The sequence below is a fragment of the Streptosporangium canum genome (genome assembly GCF_900113865.1).
Classification (GTDB): domain Bacteria; phylum Actinomycetota; class Actinomycetes; order Streptosporangiales; family Streptosporangiaceae; genus Streptosporangium; species Streptosporangium canum.
In genome coordinates, this window is record NZ_FOQY01000067.1 from 1 (window position 1) to 15,145 (window position 15,145).

General features: G+C 70.9%; 15 protein-coding genes and 2 pseudogenes. 6 read left to right on the forward strand and 11 right to left on the reverse strand.

Annotated elements, in window-relative coordinates:
* The 5 genes from BM085_RS41865 to BM085_RS41885 form a co-directional block, all read right to left on the reverse strand.
* Positions 1-548, reverse strand: a 548-nt coding sequence (locus BM085_RS41865; protein ID WP_143121327.1) for a sigma-70 family RNA polymerase sigma factor, incomplete at its 3' end; no start/stop codon positions are given.
* A gap of 151 nt (positions 549-699) precedes the next feature.
* Positions 700-1,512 carry an amino acid ABC transporter ATP-binding protein gene (locus tag BM085_RS41870; protein WP_093892279.1) on the reverse strand — a complete coding sequence of 271 codons (813 nt, stop codon included), beginning with the start codon at positions 1,510-1,512 and terminating at the stop codon, positions 700-702.
* Positions 1,509-2,417, reverse strand: a complete 909-nt coding sequence (locus BM085_RS41875) for an amino acid ABC transporter permease (RefSeq protein WP_245790010.1) — start codon at positions 2,415-2,417, stop codon at positions 1,509-1,511. Before BM085_RS41875 ends, BM085_RS41870 begins: the two co-directional genes overlap by 4 nt.
* Positions 2,418-2,419: 2 nt before the next feature.
* Positions 2,420-3,373, reverse strand: coding sequence for an ABC transporter substrate-binding protein (locus tag BM085_RS41880; protein ID WP_093892281.1), 954 nt, complete (start codon positions 3,371-3,373; stop codon positions 2,420-2,422).
* A gap of 13 nt (positions 3,374-3,386) precedes the next feature.
* On the reverse strand, positions 3,387-4,955 hold the full coding sequence (locus tag BM085_RS41885) for an amidohydrolase (RefSeq protein WP_093892282.1): 1,569 nt from the start codon (positions 4,953-4,955) through the stop codon (positions 3,387-3,389).
* A 109-nt stretch (positions 4,956-5,064) separates the two neighbouring features.
* On the opposite strand from BM085_RS41885, the gene BM085_RS41890 reads away from it, so the two are divergent.
* Positions 5,065-5,940, forward strand: coding sequence for a LysR family transcriptional regulator (locus BM085_RS41890; protein ID WP_093892283.1), 876 nt, complete (start codon positions 5,065-5,067; stop codon positions 5,938-5,940).
* A gap of 141 nt (positions 5,941-6,081) precedes the next feature.
* Positions 6,082-7,263 carry an amidase gene (locus BM085_RS41895; protein WP_093892284.1) on the forward strand — a complete coding sequence of 394 codons (1,182 nt, stop codon included), beginning with the start codon at positions 6,082-6,084 and terminating at the stop codon, positions 7,261-7,263.
* Positions 7,264-7,266: 3 nt separating this feature from the next.
* Here BM085_RS41895 and BM085_RS41900 read toward each other — a convergent pair whose 3' ends face one another.
* Entirely contained in the window at positions 7,267-8,310 is a 1,044-nt protein-coding gene (locus tag BM085_RS41900; RefSeq protein WP_093892285.1) for an Lrp/AsnC family transcriptional regulator, read from the reverse strand.
* 118 nt (positions 8,311-8,428) lie between these two features.
* Between BM085_RS41900 and BM085_RS41905 the strand changes: the two genes are divergently transcribed.
* Both BM085_RS41905 and cuyB read left to right on the forward strand, forming a co-directional pair.
* A complete protein-coding gene (locus BM085_RS41905) occupies positions 8,429-8,623 on the forward strand; it encodes a hypothetical protein (RefSeq protein ID WP_093892286.1) in 195 nt (64 codons plus the stop codon).
* Positions 8,620-9,288 (forward strand): annotated as a pseudogene (gene cuyB, locus BM085_RS46630) (cysteate racemase); the annotation flags it as partial. The gene BM085_RS41905 and the pseudogene cuyB, both read left to right, overlap by 4 nt.
* A gap of 23 nt (positions 9,289-9,311) precedes the next feature.
* Here the strand turns inward: cuyB and BM085_RS41915 are convergent.
* The 4 genes and pseudogenes from BM085_RS41915 to BM085_RS47660 form a co-directional block, all read right to left on the reverse strand.
* Positions 9,312-10,079: a hypothetical protein gene (locus tag BM085_RS41915; protein WP_093892287.1), complete on the reverse strand. Its 768-nt coding sequence runs from the start codon at positions 10,077-10,079 to the stop codon at positions 9,312-9,314.
* A complete protein-coding gene (locus tag BM085_RS41920) occupies positions 10,076-10,453 on the reverse strand; it encodes a PadR family transcriptional regulator (protein WP_093892290.1) in 378 nt (125 codons plus the stop codon). Before BM085_RS41920 ends, BM085_RS41915 begins: the two co-directional genes overlap by 4 nt.
* A gap of 14 nt (positions 10,454-10,467) precedes the next feature.
* On the reverse strand, positions 10,468-11,190 hold the full coding sequence (locus tag BM085_RS41925; RefSeq protein ID WP_093892288.1) for a CPBP family intramembrane glutamic endopeptidase: 723 nt from the start codon (positions 11,188-11,190) through the stop codon (positions 10,468-10,470).
* Positions 11,191-11,383: 193 nt separating this feature from the next.
* A pseudogene (locus BM085_RS47660) lies at positions 11,384-11,818 on the reverse strand (recombinase family protein); the annotation flags it as partial.
* On the opposite strand from BM085_RS47660, the gene BM085_RS41935 reads away from it, so the two are divergent.
* Both BM085_RS41935 and BM085_RS41940 read left to right on the forward strand, forming a co-directional pair.
* Positions 11,746-12,234, forward strand: coding sequence for a winged helix-turn-helix domain-containing protein (locus BM085_RS41935; RefSeq protein WP_218158987.1), 489 nt, complete (start codon positions 11,746-11,748; stop codon positions 12,232-12,234). The pseudogene BM085_RS47660 and the gene BM085_RS41935 overlap by 73 nt on opposite strands.
* Positions 12,235-12,675, forward strand: a complete 441-nt coding sequence (locus tag BM085_RS41940) for a transposase (RefSeq protein WP_093892289.1) — start codon at positions 12,235-12,237, stop codon at positions 12,673-12,675. It abuts the gene before it with no gap.
* On the opposite strand, the gene BM085_RS41945 is transcribed toward BM085_RS41940, so the two are convergent.
* Positions 12,670-14,838 (reverse strand): recombinase family protein, encoded by a 2,169-nt coding sequence (locus BM085_RS41945; RefSeq protein WP_093892277.1) that lies wholly within the window; start codon positions 14,836-14,838, stop codon positions 12,670-12,672. The genes BM085_RS41940 and BM085_RS41945 overlap by 6 nt on opposite strands.
* Between the last annotated feature and the right edge of the window lie 307 nt (positions 14,839-15,145).

Below are 15,145 nucleotides of genomic sequence, written 5' to 3' on the forward strand. Positions count from 1 at the left end.
AGTGCGCTGGTCACCGATGCGACGGTCAGCTCGAGGGCGTCGGCGGCCTTCGACGCCGGCCAGCCGAGGACGTCGCGCAAGATGAACACCGCCCGCTGCCGCGGCGGCAGGTGCTGGACGGCGACGATGAACGCCAGCTCGATCGTCTCCCGCGCCACCACCGATTCCTGCGGGTCCTCCGGGAGCATCCGGTCCGGGTAGGGCTGCAGGTAGCGCACCTCCGAACCCGCGCCCGGCAACTCGGCAGGCACGGGTGTGCGGTCGTTGCGCTTGTCCAGGAAGTCGAGGCAGGCGTTCGTCGCGATCCGGTACAGCCAGGTCCGCAACGCGGCGTGGCCCTTGAACGACTCCCGCTTGTTCCACGCCCGCAGGAACGTCTCCTGCGTCATGTCCTGGGCGTCCTCGTAGTTCGCGAGCATCCGGTAGCAGTGCACCTGCAGCTCACGCCGGTAGCGCTCCGTGATGAGCGCGAACTGTGCTGCGTCATTTGAGCGGGCCGCCGCGATGAACGCGGCCTCGTGGTCGCCTAGCAGTCTGGCATCGGTCATGGTCGTCAATCCTTCCGCAGGTGGCGAGGGGCTACCAGAACTGACGACGTGGCGGAGGATTTCTGAGCGGTGAAGCCGTTGACCCCGGGCCGTTCGGCCCGGGGCGGCATCGCCGGCATCGGCCCCGCCGCCCCGGCCACCTGACGGAGCGCTACTGGGACTCCTGGCGCTCCTTCGGGTGGAGCACGCTGGACAGGAAAGCCCTGGTCCGTTCGTGGCTCGGGTTGGCCAGGAGTTCGCGGGGCCGGCCCCGCTCGACGACCACGCCGTCGGCGAAGAAGGTCAGCCAGTCGCCGACCTCCCTGGCGAAGGCGATCTCGTGGGTCACCACGACCATCGTCATCCCCTCGGCGGCCAGGCCCTTCATGACCTCCAGAACCTCGTCGACCAGCTCCGGGTCCAGGGCGGAGGTGGGCTCGTCGAACAGCATCAGCGCCGGGTTCATCGCCAGCGCCCTGGCGATGGCCACCCGCTGCTGCTGGCCGCCGGAGAGCTGGTGGGGCCGCTTGTGCGCGTGGTCGGCCAGGCCCACCCGCTCCAGGTGCTCCATGGCCAGCACCCGTGCCCGGTCCGCCGGGGTGCCCAGGACGTGGACGGGACCGCAGGCGACGTTCTCCAGCGCGCTGTGGTGGGCGAACAGGTTGAAGCGCTGGAACACCATGCCGATGTTCCTGCGGAAGGCGGCGAACTCCTTGGGCGTCCAGGGGTGGTACCTGCCGCCGCGCAGGGTGTGGCCGACCTCCTGGTCGAGCACCCGCAGGCTGCCGCCGAGCACCGGCTCCAGGCCGTTGATGCACCGCAGGAACGTGGACTTGCCCGAGCCCGACGGGCCGATGACGCAGCTCACCTCGCCGGCGGCGACGGTGAGGTCCACGCCGTTGAGCACCTGCACCTCGCCGTAGCTCATCCGGACGCCCGAAGCCCGCACGACCTGCTTGTCCGGCTGCTCGCCCGGCGCGTTCATGCGGCCGCCTTCGGCAGGATCCTGGCGGCCAGGCCGCCGCCGCGCACCAGCCGTACGGCCTCGGAGCCGAAGCGGCGCTCCAGTCTGCCCTGCAGGAAGGTCGCCACGGCTGTCATGAGCATGTACCACAGGCTCGCCACGATCAGCAGCTCCATGATCCGATTGTTCGCCTTGTAGATCTGGCTGGCGTTGGTCATCAGGTCGTGCCCGGCGACCACGTAGACCAGCGAGGTGGTCTTCAGCATGGAGATGAACTCGTTGCCGGTGGGCGGGATGATGATGCGCAGCGCCTGGGGCAGGACGATGACCCGCATCCGCTTGGCCGGGGTCATGCCCAGCGCGTACGCCGCCTCGGTCTGGCCGTTGTCGACGGCCTGGATCCCGGCGCGCACGGTCTCGGCGAAGTAGGCCGCCAGGTTCAGCCCCAGCCCCAGCATGGCCGAGGTGAAGCCGGTCATCACCTGGTTGGTGTCCCACTTGACGCCGATCATGGTGAACGGGACCTTGAGCACCATCTCGGGGAACAGGAACGCCAGATTGTACCAGAAGATGAGCTGCACCAGCACCGGTGTGCCGCGGAAGAACCAGATGTAGAACGTGGCCAGCCCGCTCAGCACCGGGTTGTGCGCCAGCCGCATGATCGCGACCAGCACACCCAGGATCAGTCCGAGGGCCGTGGCCAGGACCGAGATCTCGATGGTGACCCAGACCCCGCTCAGGATCCGCTCGTGGAACACGTACTCGGCGACCTTGCCCCAGTCCAGGTTCGGGTTGGCCACGATGAGGTAGGCCAGCCGGGCCGCGACCGCCAGCGCGACCGCCGCGGCCAGCCAGCGGCCCCAGTGCCAGGTCCGCGCGACGGGGGTTTGCCTGCCCGACGCGTCGGTGATCGGTTCGGTCCGCACGGTCACTTACCGCCGTTGATCACAGCGGACTGGACGGCCAGCTTGTCGAGGTTCCACGCCGCGAGCAGTTTGCCGTACTCCCCGCTCTGGATGAGCGCGTCCAGAGCGCCCTTGACGGACTCGATGAGCTCCTTGTTGTCCGGCTTCATCCCGATGCCCCACGGGCTCTCGGTGCCTTCGATGGCGATCGCCTCCATGGCGAGCTTGGGATCTGCGGACTTGTAGGCGGCCACCACGTAGTCGGTGACGGTGGCCTGCGCGCGGCCGTTGCTCACCTGGAGCATGGCCTCCGTGTCGCCGGGGAACTTCAGGATGTCCACCGCGGCTTTGCCGTCCTTCTTGCAGTCGGCGTCGTAGCTCTCGGCCAGCTCCATCGAGGAGCCGTTGTCGACGACGGAGACGGTCTTGCCGCAGAGGTCCGCCGGACCGGCGACGCCGGCCGGGTTGCCCTTCTTGACCAGCAGTCCCGAGCCCGCCTGCACGTAGTCGACGAAGGTGACCTGTCCCTGCCGCTCGGGGTTGTCGGTCATCGAGGAGATGACGAAGTCGTAGCGGCCGGTGAGCACCCCGGGGATCTGCGAGTTGAACTCCTCGTCGGTGATGGTCACCTTGACGCCGAGCTTCCTGGCGATGGCCCTGGCCAGGGCGGGGTCGAACCCGATCGGGGTCTTGCCGTCGCTGGCGAACAGCTCCATCGGCGGGTAGCCGATGGAGGAGACGACCTTCAGGCCGCCGGACTTCAGGCTCGCCGGCGCCTTGGCGGCGAGGTCCTTGTCGGGGGTGATGGCGTTGATGACGTCGGCCGCCTTCTCCTCGGTGGGAGCCTGGTCGAGGACGACGTCCGGCGCCGCGGCCGCCGCGTCGGACGTGCCGCCGTCCAGGGACTGGGCGCCGCAGGCCGTGGTGGCGGCCAGCAGTGCGCCGGCGGCGAGCGTGGTGAGAATCCGGGTGTTCAAGGGGGGTGCTCCTTCAGGAGTGCTGCCAGCGGACTTCGCCGCCGACGACAGTGGTCATGACCTTGGTGCGCAGCACCGCGTCTGGCGACTCCACGAAGGGGTCGGTGTCCACCGCGATGAAGTCGGCGAGCTTGCCGGGGGCGAGGACGCCCTTGCGGTCCTCCTCGCCCGCGGCGTAGGCCGCGCCGAGGGTGTGGGCGGTGAGGGCCTCGCCCATGCTCAGCCGCTGCTCGGGCTGCCAGCCACCGGCGGGCGTGCCGTCGGTGCGGGTGCGGGTCACCGCGGCGTACAGCGCGGCGAAGGGGTTGGGGTGCTCGACCGGGGCGTCGGAGCCGAAGGCCAGCGCGACGCCGACGTTCAGCATCCCGCGCCAGGCGTAGGAGGCCAGCTCGTGCCCGGCCAGCAGAGAGTCGACCAGGTCGATGTCGCTGGTGCAGTGCACGGGCTGCATCGAGGCGGCGATGCCCAGCCTGGCCATTCTGGTCAGGTCGCCGATCCGCAGGTGCTGGGCGTGCTCGATGCGGTGCCGCAGCCCCGCCGTACGGCCGATGGCCTCGTAGGCGTCGATGACCAGGTGGTTGGCCTGGTCCCCGATGGCGTGCGTGGCCACCGCGATGCCGGCCCCGGCGGCCCTGCCGAACAGCCTGACCAGGTCCTCGTACGGCGTGACCGCGATGCCCACGTTGCCCTGCTCGCCGGCGAAGGACTCGCCCATGTGGCAGGTGTGCGAGCCCAGCGCCCCGTCGCTGAAGATCTTCACGGGCCCGGTGCGGAACCAGTCGTCGCCCTGCCCGGTGCGGCGCCCCTCGGCGATGGCCGCCTCCAGGTGGATCATCGGGATCGCCTTGTGCACGCGCAGCTTCAGCTCACCGGCCTCGCGCAGCTCCAGGTAGGCGGCCCGGCAGTCCTCGCCGTCGATGTCGTGCACGCTGGTCAGGCCGAGTGCGAGCAGTTCCTCCTGCCCGGCGCGGAGCTGGTCGCGCAGGTCGGCGGAGACCATGAGGTTGCGCAGCGGGTAGGAGGCCGACTCGCGCAGGATGCCGGTGGGCTCCCCGCTCGCGTCCCTGACGATCTCGCCGCCCACCGGGTCGGGGGTGGTGGCGTCGATGCCGGCCAGCCGCAGGGCGGCGGAGTTGGCCCACACCGTGTGGCCGTCGACGTTGGGCAGCGCGACCGGCAGTTCGGGGCAGATCGAGTCCAGCGCGTACCTGTCCGGCTGCGCCGGCGGATCCCAGGTGTTGCTGTTCCACCGGCCGCCGAACAGCCAGGCGCCCGGTCGCAGCCGCGCCGCGTGCGCGGCCACCATGGTCAGCGCGTCGTCCAGGGAGCGCACGTCGCGCAGGTCCACCGCGTCCAGGCTCTGGGCGTACTGCGCGGTGTGGATGTGGGCGTCGTAGAGCCCGGGGAGCACGGCGGCGCCCTCCAGGTCGATCAGCTCCGCTCCCGGGCCCGCGGCCTCGCGTACCTCCGCCTCTCCGCCGACGGCCAGCAGCACCTCGCCGTCCACGGCCATGGCCTGAGCCAACGGGTTGCCGCTGTCTCCTGTGCGGATGGCGGCGTTGCGATACACGCGGATGCTCATATGACTCTCTAAGGGTTGAGGAACGGTGGCCATCACTGTAGGAGTGGCAGAAAGAAGTCGGAAGCGCTATAAACACGACATTTAGCAACCCTGAGCACAAGGAACTCTTATGCTGAAGCCGGAACACCTGCGCACTCTCCGTGAAGTCGTTCAGCTGGGGTCCTTCGCCGCCGCCGCCAACCGGCTCGGCTACACCTCGTCGGCCGTCTCCCAGCAGATGGCCGCGCTGGAGCGGGAGATCGGCGTGAAACTGTTCACCCGCGCCGCCCACAGCGTGCTGCCCACCGGCGCCGCCGAGGTGCTGGCCAGGCAGGCGGAGACCGTGCTCATCGACATCGAGCGCATGGTCGCCACCGTCCAGGCGGTGCACAGGAACAGCGAGCGGCAGATCCGCCTGGGCATCTTCCCCAGCTTCGTCGACGTGCTGACCGGGGTCCTGCGGCGGATGGAGCCCGAGGAGCGCGCCGGCATCAGGGTCTCCGTCGCCGAGTCCTCCCAGCTCATCCCACGTCTGGGTGCCGGCGGCGAGATGGACGCGGCGATCATCTACCAGGTGGGGAACTCCGGCCTGTCATGGCCGTCGGCGCTGGGCCGGCGCTGGATCGCCGAGGACCGCTACAAGCTCGTCCTGCCGCGCAGCTGGCCCGACCTGGCGCCCTACCGGGCCGAGCAGCTCGTCGACCTGCCGTGGATCATGCACCACCCGGCGACCAGCGACGCCTCCCTCTTCGAAGGCCTGTTCGCCCACTGGGGCCTGCACCCCCGGGTGGCCTGCCACTCCGACGACTTCAAGATCACCATAGCCATGATCGGGGCGGGGATGGGCGCGGCGCTCGTCCCCGACCTCGCGCTGCGCGGGCACGGCCCGGACGTCGTGGTCGTCGACGTGCCGTGGCTGAACATCAGCCGCAGCATCTTCACCCTCGTCCATCCCGACCGCGAGACCGCCCGGCTGCAGTCCCTACTGGACGCGCTGACGCTCTGACCGCTCCCGCGCACTCGACTGGGCACGGCGGATCTGCCAGCATGTGCCGGATTACGGGCGCGGCCGGTGACGGACCCGGCGCGCTGGTCGTCACCGGCCGGCTTCCCTACGGCCGGGGCGGGCGTTAGGAGATTCTTGACCATGGAACACGAGGCGGCGATCGCCAGGTCCGCCGAGGCCATACGCCTCCACAGCGGGCACAACATCCTCATCGAGTCCGGTGCCGAGCCGGTCATCGACCGGCTCGCACGCCGCGACCGGCCGGTACCCGCCACCCCGCCCGAGCTGTGGGCCTGGACGTTCGTGGTCAAGGACATGATCGATGTCGCCGGGCTCCGCACGACCCGGGGGTCGGTCCTGTACGGGAGCGAGGAGGCGCTGACCACCGCGCCGTGCGTCGAAGCGCTGGAGCGTGCCGGTGCGCTGCTGGTCGGCAAGGCCAACCAGCACGAGTTCGCCTGGGGCGTCACGAGCGAGAACCCGCACTGGGGCGATGTGCGCAATCCGCGCCATGAGCACCTGGCTCCCGGCGGGTCGAGCGGCGGCACGGCCGCGGCGCTCGCCGCCGGGATCGCCCGGGTCGGCCTCGGCACCGACACGGGCGGCTCGGTGAGGATCCCGGCGGCCTGCTGCGGCGTGGTCGGACTGCGCCCAAGGGCCGGCGTCCTTTCCTCCGAGGGGGTCGCGCCCCTCGCCCCGATGTTCGACGTGGTCGGGCCGATGGCCACCTCGGTCGCCGACTGCGCGCGCGTGTGGCGGGTGCTCTCCGGGGAGGCCGTCGAGCCGCCGCGCTCGCTGTCGGGGCTGGTCGTCGGCGTCGCCGAAGGATGCGCGCAGGCCGGGGAGTTCGCGGACCTGGGCGCCGAGGTCCGCGAGATCGCCCTGCCGTACGAGATCCTCGCCCCGTACTGGACGATCGTGGGCGCGCAGGCCCGGCGCACCCACGAGGCCACCTACCCGGCGAACGCCGCGAGCTACAGCGCGGGCGTGCGGCGGAAGCTGGACGACGCCGCCGGGATCGGCCATCGGGATTACCGCCGGGCCGTGGAGGAACTCCTGACCGTCCGGGCCCGGTTCTCGGCGGAGATGTCGGGTGTCGACGTCCTGATCACGCCGACGCTCGGTGGCCCCGCGCCGCGGGCCGGCTGCGACGAGGCCGCCGTACGCGGCGAGGTCGGCCGGATCACCTCCGTCGTGTCCGCCCTCGGCCTGCCCGCACTGGCCATCGGGGACCTGCAGGTGGTGGGACGCGGCGAGGCCGACGTGCTGCGGGCCGGCCTGTGCTGGGAGGCCGGTGGAGGCGCGATCCCCGCGCCTCGCTGAATGTCAGATACGCGGAGACAGGCTCCACGGGTCCACCGGGACGACGCCCGTGCAGCGGCCGAAGGGGTCGAGGACCCGCCCGTAGAGCTTCGACTGCCTCAGGACGATCTGCCGGTCGGCGATGCTCACGTACGGGAACCGCTCCTCAAGGCGCATCACCAGCGGATGCAGGTCGGAGACCCCGTGCAGGCCGACGGTGAGGAGCATGTTGCGGGCCCCGGCGAGCGCCGCGCACGTCCGCGTCTCCGGCCAGTCGAGCAGCGCCCGGCCCGTCTCCTCCAGCAGGCCGTCCGGCATCCGCAGCCACAGCACCGCCGAGGAGTGCCAGCCCGCGTGCGAGCGCGCCAGGTCGCAGCGGAAGTCGATGTCGCCGGTCGCGACCAGGCGTGACAGCCTGCGCTGCACCGTGCGCTCGGACGTGCCGACGGCTTCGGCGAGCTCGGAGTAGGTGGCGCGGCCGTCGGCGAGCAGGGCCTTGAACAGCAGCCGGTCGATCTCGTCCATCTGCCTGGTGGACTCCGCCGGCCCGGGCCGCCTGGCCAGCACGCCCGCGGATCGCGGCGGCAGCACCCGCAACCGCCAGCGGCACGAGGCCTCGAAGACACGCGTGGCGACATGGGTGCGCACCTTCGACACGCCGGGCACCCGCGGCAGATCTGTGAGCAGGTAGTCCGCCAGCGCCGGCATCGACGCGGCGACGGCGATCACGAACAGGTCGTGACCGGCGGCGACGTGCTGCACGGTGATGAGGTGGCCCGCCGCCGCGAGCGTACCGGCGACCTCGACCGCCGCCCCGGCCTCGCAGTCGATCTCCAGGAAAGCCATGCTCATCGCGTGCATCTGGCGCTGTCCCAGGGCGACGGTGGTCCATGCCTCACCCGTGCTGTTCAGCCGCTGCCAGCGCCGCGCCGCCGTCACCGGATCCGCGCGGGTCGCCGTCCCGACGTCCACCCAGCTCGCTCGCGGGTTGATCTGGAGGGCGTCGATGAGTTCGAGGTCGGTCTCCGACAGCAACCGCTGAGGCTCGATGCCGGAATCCTGCACCATCACTCCTTCGGTGTCACATTGCTGCGTCTGAACACCGGGTTCACCTTATACCTCGATCCTTGTGCGGGCAGCCGCCCCTGGCTCGCCCAGCTCACCGCACCGGAGAGGACGCTTCCCCATGACCCAGCTCCACGATTGCGCCCCGGTGCCGGCCGGGGGACGGGCCGTCGAACCCGGGTCCGGCCCGCACGCGGTCGCGGACCTGGCCATCGTGGCCACGGGCGGGCGTCCCCTGTCGCCCGGCGCCCTCTCGCGCCCGCGCGGCGCCGGCACGGCGCTGCCCGGCCACGGCATCGCCGGCGGTGCCCGGTGAGCGAGACCCGGCTGGTCGGCGTCCTGGGCGGCATGGGCCCGGCGGCCACCGTCGACTTCTACGGCAAGCTCGTGGAGGAGACGGCGGCCACCTGCGACCAGGGACACGTGCCCGTCGTCATCTGGGGCGACCCCCGCGTCCCCGACCGTTCCCTGAGCCTGCTCGGCGGCGGTGAGGACCCGACCCCGTACCTGCGGCGCGGCATCGAGGGGCTGAAGCGGGCGGGGTGCGAGATGCTCGCCGTGCCCTGCAACACCGCCCACGCCTTCGTCCCGCGGCTGGCGGACGAGGCCGGGCTGGAGCTGGTGAGCATCATCGAGGTCACGGCCGACGCCCTCGCCGCCGACGGCGTCCGCGCGGCCGGCGTGCTGGCCACCTCGGGCACCATGCACGCCGGTCTGTACGCGGAGGCTCTGCGACGGCGCGGCGTGGCGGTGATCGAGCCGGACGAATCCGGCCAGCGGCAGGTCACGGCGGCCATCGGCGCCGTCAAGAGCGGCGGCGCCCAACCGGCCCACCGGCGGGCGCTGGAGGAACTCTCCCGCTCCCTCGCCGACCGCGGCGCGGAGCGGGTCGTCACCGCGTGCACCGAACTCGTCCTGGCTCTGGACGGCTCGCGCGTCCCCGTCCCGGTTCTCGACCCCGCCCGCCTGCTGGCCCGCCGGGTCGTCGACATGGCGCTCGGCGCTCAGCGCCTCCTGCCGCGCCGTCGAACGGCCAGCCACAACACGGCCGTCATGGCCAGTGCGCCCACGGCGGCTCCGGTGAGCAGGCCCAAGATGGTGTCGAGGCTGTCGTCGGAGCCGTCGATCTCCGCTCCGGCGGTCCGCAACAGCGGCACCAGGACCGCCGCCGTCAGCAGCAGCACGGCGGAGACGAAGGCGTAGAACTTCGGGCTGAGGAAGACGTTGCGCCGCGGAGTCAGCGGCGGGGCGGTCAGCTCGGCGGCGGGCCCCAGGCTGGCGGCCCTGGGCCGCTTGAAGTACTCGAAGCACACCCACGTGCCGCACGGCTCCCAGCCGTCGGGAGCGAGCAGGCCGAGCACGCTCCGGCGGCGGCCGGGCGTGACCAGCTCCCTTCTGTACTCCCACTGCTGGGGGTGCTCGGGGTCGCGGGAGCTGACGAACAGGCCTTTCGCGTCGACCCTGTCGACCTCCCAGCCCTGCGCGCCGTACTCGTTGAGCATCTTGACGTCGTGGAACAGGTCGGCGGTCCAGTGCCAGGCGCGGGCGTCCGCGGCGGGCTCGGCTGCTGGGGCCGAGGTGACGGCCAGTTCCCGGGCCAGCTCGGCCGCCGGGCCGAACTCCTCCTCGGGGTCGCCGCCGCTCTCGGCCAGGTAGCCGGCGAGATCGTCGAGCGTGGCACCGATCCGGTCGGCCGGCATGCCCGCCTCGACCAGGACTACCGCGAGCTCGTCGAAATAGCCGCCGGCGGTCTCGTTGACGTGGCCGCTCATCGGAGTCTTCCTTCGCGCGGGCCCACGGGCTGGGGTGTCTCCATGCGGCCCTTGGCCAGCACGGCGCGCACCGACTCGTCGAAGCCCAGCCAGAGCCCGCCCTGCTCGGCGAGCGTCTGCCTGCCCTGGTCGGTGAGCCGGTAGTAGCGGCGGCCGGGCCCGCGCTCGGTCGCCCGGAACTCGGCGGTGACCAGCCCCGCCTCCTCCAGCCGGTTGAGCACCGGGTAGAGGGTGCCGCCCTTGATCTGGCCGAGGCCCGACGCGGCGAGGTCTTTGGCGATCTCGTAGCCGTAGTTCTCGCCGGCCGTCAGGCTGGCGAGAACGAGCAGGTCGAGCACACCCTTGAGCCAGCTCGCGCGTCGGTCGCTCGTCATGGTAGTGATCCTATCTAGCCCGCGTGCTCGACTACCTCGCGTCGCGGCAGCGGGGAGAGCACCAGGCCACGCAGGTCGATCAGCGCGTGGACCACGATCGGCAGGAGCAGGCTGCCGGACCTCAGGTAGAGCGAGGTCAGAGTGGCGCCGAGCAGGGTGACCACGAGCATGCCGCGCCAGCCCTGGTAAAGGTGGCCCGCAACGAACACCGCCAGCGCGCCGACGGCCGCGACCTCCTCGCTCAGGCCGAGCGCGCCCATGCCGATCGCGATGAGCAGTCCCCGGTAGACGATCTCCTCGGTGATGCCGGCGGTCACCGACAGGCCTGCGGCGTACCAGCGCTCGGCCGTCGTGCGCGGCAGCAGGTGGGAGACGGCCTGCCGGCCGGGGACGAACTTGCCCTTGGCCGCCAGCCGCCTGAGGACGAGCACCATGGCCGCGGCGGCGACCAGGAATCCGACGATCGCGCCGAGGGTGGTGTCCAGCGACTCCTTGATCACCAGGCCGATGTCCGCGGCGTCGAGGCCCGGTTCCACGGCGACGACGAGCAGCGCCACGGCGGCCAGCACCCACAGCTCGGCGCTCCAGAACGTGAACATCCGGCGGTAGGCCGTGGGGTCCTGATCCCGGGTACGGGCCAGCTTGTCGTAGGAGCGCTTGCCTAGCAGGGGACTGACGACGGCCAGGTAGCCGACAAGGACGACCGCCAGGACGAGCGTCAAGGGGGTGAATGACATGGGGAACCTCCGTTACGGCTCTGCTACCTAAACCGTAGAGCAAGCTAGTTAGGAATACAACATAGCTTGCGGTCCAGTCAGCCAGACAGGCGGGCGGCGGCGTCCTCACCACCTTGGGCTTCTGTCCGCCGGTGCGGCCTCGGGCGCGGGCGGCCTCCAGCCCGTCCATCGTCCGCTCCGACATCAAGGTGTGCTCGAACTCGGCGATCGCCCCGAGGATCTGGAAGAACATCCGGCCGACCGTGGTGGAGGTGTCGATGCCCTGGTCGAGGACGACGAGACCGACACCGCGTCCTTGGAGTTCCTTCGACAGCTCGATGAGGTTTTCCAGGGAGCGGCCGAGCCGGTCGAGTTTGGTGACCACGAGCTGGTCGCCCTCGCGTGCGACGAGGAGGGCCTCGTCGAGCTCGGGCCGGCGGGCGAGTTTCCCGCTGGCCTTGTCGGTGACGACCTGCTCCTGATGTTGAAGGGCGGGGGTTACGACGAGGTGCGGCTGCTGACGGCTGATGGCATGTTTGCTATGCCGGAGGTATGAGGTATCCCGAGGGTGGCGGTTTGACCGCCGAGGAACGCGCCAAACGGGAGCGGCTGCGCTTCGAGGCCGCGGAGCTGTTCTCCCATGGAGTATCGGCGCCGGAGGTGGCGCGCCTGTTCCGGGTGACGCGGATGTCGGCCAACCGCTGGTATCGCACCTGGCAAGCCGGTGGGGTCGAGGCGCCGGCGTCCAAGGGGCCGGGCGGGGAGAAGTGCCGCCTGGACGAGCGGCGCCTGGAGCGGTTGCGGGCCGAGCTGGAGCGGGGCCCGGCCGCGCACGGCTTCATCGAGGATCAGCGCTGGACGCTCGCGCGGGTCGCCGATGTGATCGCATCGCTGTTCCACCTGCGCTACACCCCGCGCGGGGTGTCGTATCTGCTGCATCGGATCGGCTGGAGTCCGCAGGTTCCGGTGCATCGTGCGGCCGAGCGCGACGAGGGGGGGAAGCGAGCAGTGGGTCGTCGAGCAGTGGCCGGCCATAAAAGGGCGGCGCTCGACCTGGGGGCCTGACTGTGCTGGGAAGATGAGGCCGCCCAGGGACTGAGGCCGCCCAAGCCCCGCACCTGGGCGCCGCGCGGCCGTACCCCGATCGTGCACGTGACCGGCAAGGGCTACGGTCGCGTCTGCCTGGCCGGTCTGGTGTGTGCCAAGCCCGGCCGACGCACTCGGCTGATGCACCGGACGTTGATTCGGCGGGGACGGCCTGGAGAGGTCAAGGGCTTCGGTCCCCGGCAGTTGTCGGCGTTGCTGGATGCAGCTCACGCCCAGCTCGGCGGGCCGATCGTGCTGGTGTGGGACAACGATCGCCGTCATCTGTCCGCCGCGATGCGCGCCGTGATCGAGGCCCGCTCGTGGCTGACGGTCTTCCAACTGCCCGCTTATGCGCCGGAGCTGAACCCGGGCGAGATGGGATGGTCTCAGTGCGGTCTGCGTAGGACTGTTCGTTCATGAGCCTTGCGCTCCTTGGTGTTCGTTCGTTCCGCGGCCCGCCGGGTCGTAGTCGGTCCAGCGGCGCCGGTTGTGGTAGCCGGCCGGGAGCTGATGCAGGGCGCGAAGGCGTTCGGTCTCGGCGCGGTCGGCGGTGATGATCCAGCGGTAGGGCGGGCGGGTGTCCTGCCGTCCGGTGACCCAGCCACGGCGCAGCCAGCCGGACAAGGTCGCCATCGGCATCCCGATCTCGCGGGCCAAGCTGGCCAGCCACCATTGGTCGGGACCAAGGCCGCCCTGGTCGGTGCTGCGGTCATGATCCAGGCCAGGACGCAGGCCCAACCGGCGGATCAGGTGCTGGATCTCGCCGACATGGAAGCGTTCGTGCAGGTGGGGTGTGCGGAACCCCTCGGATGCGAGCCGGTCGGCGATCGCCGCATTGTCCAGCCCCTCGCCCACCAGCGCTCCGATCCGCGCGGTCAACGCCGGGTAGTACGACAGCTGGTCGATCCGGGCCACGGGACGGATCAGGTCGGCGTGGGTCTGGTGGCCCCCGGCCCAGGTGACGACGGCGTGCACGTTCTCGCCGGCGCCATCGGCGGTGACCTGCACCCGTTCGACTACGGCGCGTACCAGCTTCTTGTGGTCAGCGGCACTCGTCGTCGGAGCCGACCACAGGGCCGGGATGTCGTCGGCCAGGGCGCGGATCGCGGCCAGTTCGGCCGCCGACAGCCGCATCGGGCGCTCGCGGCTGAACCGCTCGTAGTCCTCCACCAGCTGCTGTCTGGCGGTCAACGCCTGTTCCCACTCGTGCTCGAGTTGCCGCACCACCAAGCGGTGCTCCGGCTCGGCGAGTTGGTACTGGCGTCGCGCCCGATCGCAGGCGAACTCGGCGCGCTCCAGGCGCTGCCGCCAGATCCGCTCCACCTGCCGGCGGTGCGCCTCGATCTGCTCGGCCGCGCGCACCGACACCTCCAGCGCGGCTGGGGCCAGCGCGGACAGCACCTGAGCGACGACGTGGTCGTCGAGGAAGCCTCCGGCCATCTGCTGGCAGCGCGGTTGCCCGTAGGTGTGATGCCGTCGCTGACAGCAGTAGCGGTGGATCAGGCCATGCTGGTTGCTCTCGTAGGTGATCTGCATGCGCTGGCCGCAGATCCCGCAGACCACCAGACCGGCCAGCACGCCCGGGCCCTGGCGCGGCGCCCCGACACTCTCGGCCTGCGCCCGGTTGGCGGCCATCCGCGCCAGATTGCGCTCATACCGCTCCACAGTGATGTACGCCGGCAACGCACCCTCGATGCGCACCAGCCACTGCCCGGCATCCAGGCCGCGCACCCGGCCGGAGTGCTCGCGCCCGGGCAGGTGCCGGGCCGCCTCGGTACGGCTGCGCCCATAGGCGTAGATCCCGGCATAGGCCGGATTGCGCAGCATGTTGATCAGACCCTGCTGGTGCGGCGCCCGCCAGACCAGCTCGCCCTTGCCCGGCCCCGACCGTTCCCGCATCCCGATCTGCACTCGATGCTCCACCAGGAACCGCAACACCGCATGCACCGTCCCGAGCTGTTCGAACAGATCGAACACCAGGCGGATGACCGCCTGAACCTGCTCGTCCGGGTCGAGGCCGACCTCGCCGCAGGGGCGGCGCACATACCCGGCCGGCAGCGGGACCGCCAACTGTCCGCGGGCGGCCTTGGCCAACCGCCCGGACGCCATCCGCTGCTTGATCAAATGAAGCTCGACCTCGGTCATGGTGCCCTTCAATCCGAGCAATAACCGATCGTTGTACCAGTTCGGATCGTAGACCCCGTCCGCGTCGGCCAGCAGCGCCCCCGACAGCGAGCACAGCTCGACCAGCTGGTGCCAATCGCGGCCGGCCCGGGCCAGCCGCGACATCTCCAAACCCAGTACCAACCCCACATGACCCATGGTGATCTCAGTGACCAGGCGCGCGAATCCCGGCCGGTCGGCCGCGTTCGCCGCTGAGCGCCCCAGGTCCTCATCGATCACCATCACCCGCGAGGCCGGCCAGCCCAGCGCGACCGCCCGCTCGACCAGCCCGTACTGCAGCCGCGTGGACTCCCCATGATCAAGCACCTGCTGCCGGGAGGATTGACGCACGTACACCACCGCCAGGCGGTCACGGTGCCGGCCCTGGACCTTCCCGTCCTCACGCTCACGCAGCAGCATCGACCTCACCCCCGCCCCGCCCATCCAGGCCGACCCCCCCGACCCGTCGCCCGATCCACCAGCATGATCAGGGTCTGGACCACCTCCCGCTGGTTCGGGTCCGGCAGCACCGCCCACAGCGTGCTCACCGGAATCTGGGGGGCTCGTCCTCGCCTGCGCTGTCCATGACGCGCCGCCTTCACCTTGGTCACGGGCCCGCAGCCGCTCGACCAGCTTGACCAGCCGAAGCAGGCCCTCACTGCCAATAATCGGCGTGTTCACACCCCGCTGTCCAACTTTCCCCGCACTGTGACAAACCGACTGAGGG

What these genes read in the sequence shown, in the direction of transcription:
- BM085_RS41925 (WP_093892288.1), bottom strand. Translation starts at nt 11,190, where the DNA reads ATGTCATTCACCCCCTTGACGCTCGTCCTGGCGGTCGTCCTTGTCGGC.
- BM085_RS41920 (WP_093892290.1), bottom strand. Translation starts at nt 10,453, where the DNA reads ATGACGAGCGACCGACGCGCGAGCTGGCTCAAGGGTGTGCTCGACCTG.
- BM085_RS41870 (WP_093892279.1), bottom strand. Translation starts at nt 1,512, where the DNA reads ATGAACGCGCCGGGCGAGCAGCCGGACAAGCAGGTCGTGCGGGCTTCG.
- BM085_RS41885 (WP_093892282.1), bottom strand. Translation starts at nt 4,955, where the DNA reads ATGAGCATCCGCGTGTATCGCAACGCCGCCATCCGCACAGGAGACAGC.
- BM085_RS41890 (WP_093892283.1), top strand. Translation starts at nt 5,065, where the DNA reads ATGCTGAAGCCGGAACACCTGCGCACTCTCCGTGAAGTCGTTCAGCTG.
- BM085_RS41900 (WP_093892285.1), bottom strand. Translation starts at nt 8,310, where the DNA reads ATGGTGCAGGATTCCGGCATCGAGCCTCAGCGGTTGCTGTCGGAGACC.
- BM085_RS41915 (WP_093892287.1), bottom strand. Translation starts at nt 10,079, where the DNA reads ATGAGCGGCCACGTCAACGAGACCGCCGGCGGCTATTTCGACGAGCTC.
- BM085_RS41945 (WP_093892277.1), bottom strand. Translation starts at nt 14,838, where the DNA reads ATGCTGCTGCGTGAGCGTGAGGACGGGAAGGTCCAGGGCCGGCACCGT.
- BM085_RS41895 (WP_093892284.1), top strand. Translation starts at nt 6,082, where the DNA reads ATGGAACACGAGGCGGCGATCGCCAGGTCCGCCGAGGCCATACGCCTC.
- BM085_RS41905 (WP_093892286.1), top strand. Translation starts at nt 8,429, where the DNA reads ATGACCCAGCTCCACGATTGCGCCCCGGTGCCGGCCGGGGGACGGGCC.